This window comes from Pseudoalteromonas sp. DL2-H2.2 (genome assembly GCF_021532535.1).
Taxonomy (GTDB): domain Bacteria; phylum Pseudomonadota; class Gammaproteobacteria; order Enterobacterales; family Alteromonadaceae; genus Pseudoalteromonas; species Pseudoalteromonas rubra_A.
Window position 1 is genome coordinate 1 of sequence record NZ_JAKGBD010000027.1, and the last position, 5,021, is coordinate 5,021.

Genomic DNA, 5,021 nt, shown 5'->3' on the forward strand with positions numbered 1-5,021 from the left:
TGAGGTTTTTGCCGTCCTGGAGCGCTTTCAATACAGAATCTAAATCAAATTTTTGTGTAGTCATGAGTCATTTCTCTTTTTGCATCTTAACTTATCGAAATGACACAGAAAATTGAACACTACCGATCGCAGTTATCAGAAACCGTTAAAGCCTGAGGAAAACGGTGGTTAAGCTTTAATAGTCAGTCTTGTACTTGATTGCCAGCCAAGTTTATTGGCTGGCAATCAAGCTTAATGTTTGATGGAGTTGGCGAGTTTTACCCTGAGCTAGTACATTTTATTGTCTGTTATTTAATTCGTTGCGGTAGGTGAGAAATTGGACTTACCACTCCTTGGCCTCCTTGCTGGATAATATGCGTGTAAATCTGAGTTGTCCGGACGTCACTATGGCCAAGTTGAGTTTGTATTGTTCTTATATCAGCGCCATTTTGCAGCAGATGTGTCGCAAAAGAGTGCCGTAATGTATGCGGTGTTACCTGCTTAGTGATCCCAGCCAAATACGCTGCTTTTTTTACTGCTCTTTGAACCTGCTTCTCATCAATGTGGTGTCGTCTGAGTTGTTTTGTTTCTGGGTCAACACTTAGCTTGTGAGAAGGAAATATATACTGCCACATCAACTGCTTCTCGTGACCATTGTATTTGTGTCTTAGTCTGTGGGGTAACCATACGCCACAGTACTGAGGATTTTGCAGGTCAAGTTGCAGATAATTTTCTACTTGGAGGATTTGGCTTCTTAGTAGCGGAATTAACTCTTTAGCCAGTGTCACGACTCTGTTTTTACCGCCTTTACCGTCCCATATTCTAAGACAGAGATAATCAAAATCGATATCTTTAACCCGGAGCCTCATTGCCTCCATCAACTTTATACCACTGCCATAAAGTAGGGCGCAAGACAGGTAATGGCGAGTGCTACACATTGTGAGTAATGAACTCACCTCTTCTTTTGTCAATACAACAGGTAGCTTACGAGGGCGTTGGCTTTTGGTAAAGTTTAGTCGTAAAGACAATGGCTTTTTAAGTATCTCTTTATACAAAAAACATAAGGCGTTTAATGCCTGCGCTTGTGTGCCTTGAGCAACATTTTGTTCATTTACCAGGTGATTAAGAAATAGTTCAACTTCTTTATCCCCCATGGTTGTAGGGTGTCGCATATTGTTAAAGCGAATAAACGCAGCAGTCCATTTTAGGTACGCTTCAATGGTGCGTTTGGCATAACGTCGCAGGTACATCTGCTCTTGCAGCATGAGTAGAAAAGGTGATTTCATGAGCGTTCCATTTGGTAAGGTTGATACTGGATGTATAGACAGTGTTTTGGCTGTTGTCCAATAACATTATTACGTGCCGTTTTGTCCAATTTTCACACAAGTATGTTTTTGCAGGTCGCAACCGATTGTTTACTTTGAGTTTGTTCCGTGGGACTATGAGGGTATGTAATACAGCCCGTTTTGTCGGTTTATGTTCCGACATTTTGGGGTAGAATAAATTGTTATACTTACCTAGAGTTCGGTGGATGAAAAAAGTTTTAGTATCAATTGCTTCGACATTTATATGTATTCTTATTTACTTCACTTTTTTTTCACTAGTATGGGATAAGCTTTTCCCATACTACTATGAAGATTATTTGACTCATTTTTTCGTTGCTGGGCTAATTTTAATAATTACTGTGCCGCTGTTCTTTGCAACATTTCTATACTTAAAGGTATCACCTAATTTTAAAACTCACTATTACAACTCAATTAAAAAAACTAATATTGCAGCAACCTTAATTTGTATCTCTATTGTCTTGTATCAATATAGTGGTATGTCATATTCTGATAGCGGAGATGGTTATTACAAGATAGAGTCTAGTGACGGGTAAGTATAACAAGTGCCTAAACCAAAGGACGCAAAACAGCAGGCTTGCGCTCCTTTGTCGCTAATTTTAGCCTGCTATTTCGCGCCGGTTAGGCAAGCGTTAGCTGTCCAGGGAGTTTGAGATTGAAATCATACATCACTAAGAAGTCGCCAGACGCCCTATTAAAAGAATACCCGATACAAGGAAAAGTTGACGGTTGGTTTTTTCGCTGCCGTGAAGAAAGCCCATGCCAGTTTGTGGCTGTCGGCGAGGACTTATGGGGGCGTAAAGTTTGTGCTGACGGCATGGATTACGATGTTGCTTTGAACGATTGTATAAACCAAGCAAACGACATACGAAACAGTGGCAGGAGCAGCTAACAAGCTGTTGAATAGTGGACAAAATTCAGTTGGCTGATTTCGCTCCGCTCAAGATTATAGCCAACTAAATTTTGCCCATTAACAGGGCGTTAGCAGCCAAATGAATATGCGTAAGAATTTTAATATTACAAAATCAAGTTATTACTTAGCATATCGTGAATTTTTTCATGCGAATAATGTAAGCTGGACAATCTATGGTGTAATGGCCTGCTGTGGTCTATTTATTGGGGCAGTGCTTTATTGGTTAAACTTAGATTACATCTTTCCTAATTGGTTAATTGCTTTAATGTTTCCGGCTTTAATGTATTTAGTTATTTTGTTCGTTCATAAACTCACTGTGAATGCATCATTTAAAGAAAACCCAGAACGTTTTGGTGAAAAGGTGTTTGAATTTTCAGATTCTGGTATATATCAAGGTGGATCTAATCAGCTTATAAGTTGGGGAAAAATTAATAACTTTAGAAAAAGTAAAAACTATATGCTCCTGTATGGAGCGAGTGAGGAAGCATTTATCATACTACCTAATAAGATTTTCAGTGCGTCTGAAATTTCGAAAATAGAAAATTGGGTTGGTGGTAGAGGCTGCTAACAAGGCCGTTAAACAAAGGACACAAAACAGCAGGCTGTGCTCCTTCGTCGCTAATTTTAGCCTGCTATTTTATGCCGTTTACGGCAAGCGTTAAGTGCCTAGGCTGAATCAATATTTAAACCTTTTATTCATTTTTATCGTCTAAATATTGGTTTTAATTATTTAAAAAGGAAGACAATGAAGTTTTTGATCACTATTTTAATAACCGTTGCTTTGTTTGCGACAAGTGCAAAGGCAGAATCTAACAAGAAAGTACTAATCGTAGTATCCAATATGATAGATATGGGCGATCCTGAAAAGCATGACGCAAGAAATAACTTGTGGGAATTTGCGCCTCCTTACCATATCTTTGTTAGTCATGGATTTGAAGTTGACTTTGTATCACCTAAAGGTGGAGAAGTTAAATTTATGATGGATCCTCTAGGCATAAGCAGTTACACCATCAAACATGAAGGGTTCCTAGAAAAAGCGAACAGTTCATTCAATCCTTCACAAATTAATCCTAATGACTATTGGGGCGTATTCATTGGCGGCGGCTACGGTGTAATGTTTGACGTTGCAGATAACAAAAAAATCCACTCAATTATTAGTGGTGTATATGAGTCAGGCGGTATTGTGGGAGTTGGTGGCCATGGAGCTGCGGGTATTGCAAACGTGAGATTATCTAACAGTGAATTTTTGGTTAAAGGTAAAAAAGTAGCTGGATTTCCTAACTCCACTGAAACATCCAAGTCGTGGGCAAAGCAGGGGACGCTTTTGCCTTTTCTTATTGAAAGCCAACTTAACAAGAATGGTGCTATGGCTCAGAATAAGCAGACACTAAAAGATAAACACGCAGTAATTATAGATCAACGCATTGTATCAACAATGTTTTTGCCTTCTGCTGCACTGGTCGCAAAAGAAATGATAATTTTAAACAAGTTGTAAAGGCAATTAACAAGTTGCTCAAACGGAAAAATAACAGTTGGCCTTCGCTTCGCGATTAAAGCCAACCATTATTTTCCGCTTAGCAAGGCGTTATAAGCCAAAGAAAGATATGAGTTCATCTAGAGAACAATTAGCCAAAGTTAGAGCGCCGTTTAGGGTACTTGCGGGTTTCATCTTTGTACTTTCATTATTTGCTATTTTAGCTACGGTGACTTTTGCGTTCACTGAACCATATGATCATATTATTTGGCTTCTAGGTATCGTGACGTTTGGTATGTCATATATATCTGGGCATGTTGTATTTACCGGATATGCCCCTAAATTTTTACTGTTTACGCATGGTGCTAAAGATGGCTTATAACAAGTTGCTCAAGTTCGTTCGTAAACTCACTGGGACAATTAACAGTTGGCTTGGCGCTTCGCGCAAGTTTAGCCAACTGTCAATTGCCCCATAGCAAAGCGTTAGAGGTATTGAAGTAACTGTGCAAAACATTGATCATCGTGATACACAAGTAAAAGGTCTCGATAGGTATATACCGAGCAAAATAGCTAAAACTCTACTTGTCTTATTTATTACAAATCTACTGGTTACTCTTTTCACTTTCTTCAACGGAAGTGACAATACAATCAAAACTATATTTGGACGAATTAATGTTGAAGATCCACTAAAGTTTTTATTATTAACTCTGGTGATTCTTGCTTCAGCATTGATAGTTGAACTTGCTGTAATCATAAATCACTCAAAACACAGTAGAGTTAAGCACTTCTCTCAAGAACATCCATTAATGTCTTTTAAAATGCTAGTTAAAAATGCTACAACTAAGCATTACTTGTTTTTATTCACATTATTTCTTAGTGGTTTGCTTATAGGTGGAAAATACCTCTAACAAGTTACTAAAAAGGACGCAAAACGCTTGGCTTGCGCTCCTTCGTCGCTAATTTTAGCCAAGCATTTATGCGCTCCTTCGTCGCTAATTTTAGCCAAGCATTTATGCGCCCATTAGTAAGGCGTTAGGCATTTAAACACTCAGCAATCACAGGATAATTATCAATGAGAATTAATGGTTCATCATTTAAGTTGTATGTTAAGCATTTAGGTGCTGCGTACTTGATTTATATAATTTTAGGGATGTTTAATTCACTACTATTTAAGCAAGGTATATACAACTTTGGGGCCTTTGATGAGGTTGAGATAAGGTTCAGACTTGCTCAAACTATAGATATTATTATGTTTATAGCTGTTATTTGGGCTTCATGGGCACAGTACCTAGTTACTAAAACGATAAACAAA

The 5,021-nt window shown here is 38.2% G+C and carries 6 protein-coding genes; 5 read left to right on the top strand and 1 reads right to left on the bottom strand.

Going from position 1 to position 5,021, the window contains the following annotated elements; genetic code table 11:
* Nucleotides 1-287 precede the first annotated feature (287 nt).
* Nucleotides 288-1,265 carry an integron integrase gene (locus L1285_RS23370; protein ID WP_235414536.1) on the bottom strand — a complete coding sequence of 326 codons (978 nt, stop codon included), beginning with the start codon at nt 1,263-1,265 and terminating at the stop codon, nt 288-290.
* Between the two features lie 1,049 nt (nt 1,266-2,314).
* Between L1285_RS23370 and L1285_RS23375 the strand changes: the two genes are divergently transcribed.
* The 5 genes from L1285_RS23375 to L1285_RS23395 form a co-directional block, all read left to right on the top strand.
* Nucleotides 2,315-2,803 carry a YcxB family protein gene (locus L1285_RS23375; protein WP_235414537.1) on the top strand — a complete coding sequence of 163 codons (489 nt, stop codon included), beginning with the start codon at nt 2,315-2,317 and terminating at the stop codon, nt 2,801-2,803.
* A 177-nt stretch (nt 2,804-2,980) separates the two neighbouring features.
* On the top strand, nt 2,981-3,730 hold the full coding sequence (locus tag L1285_RS23380; RefSeq protein WP_235414538.1) for a type 1 glutamine amidotransferase domain-containing protein: 750 nt from the start codon (nt 2,981-2,983) through the stop codon (nt 3,728-3,730).
* A 109-nt stretch (nt 3,731-3,839) separates the two neighbouring features.
* Nucleotides 3,840-4,091, top strand: a complete 252-nt coding sequence (locus L1285_RS23385; protein WP_235414539.1) for a hypothetical protein — start codon at nt 3,840-3,842, stop codon at nt 4,089-4,091.
* Nucleotides 4,092-4,212: 121 nt separating this feature from the next.
* The gene (locus L1285_RS23390) at nt 4,213-4,617 is read left to right on the top strand and encodes a hypothetical protein (RefSeq protein ID WP_235414540.1); all 405 of its coding nucleotides are present in this window, start codon (nt 4,213-4,215) and stop codon (nt 4,615-4,617) included.
* Nucleotides 4,618-4,781: 164 nt separating this feature from the next.
* On the top strand, nt 4,782-5,021 hold a 240-nt coding region (locus tag L1285_RS23395; protein ID WP_235414541.1), incomplete at its 3' end, for a hypothetical protein.

What these genes read in the sequence shown, in the direction of transcription:
- L1285_RS23375 (WP_235414537.1), top strand. Translation starts at nt 2,315, where the DNA reads ATGAATATGCGTAAGAATTTTAATATTACAAAATCAAGTTATTACTTA.
- L1285_RS23385 (WP_235414539.1), top strand. Translation starts at nt 3,840, where the DNA reads ATGAGTTCATCTAGAGAACAATTAGCCAAAGTTAGAGCGCCGTTTAGG.
- L1285_RS23380 (WP_235414538.1), top strand. Translation starts at nt 2,981, where the DNA reads ATGAAGTTTTTGATCACTATTTTAATAACCGTTGCTTTGTTTGCGACA.
- L1285_RS23370 (WP_235414536.1), bottom strand. Translation starts at nt 1,265, where the DNA reads ATGAAATCACCTTTTCTACTCATGCTGCAAGAGCAGATGTACCTGCGA.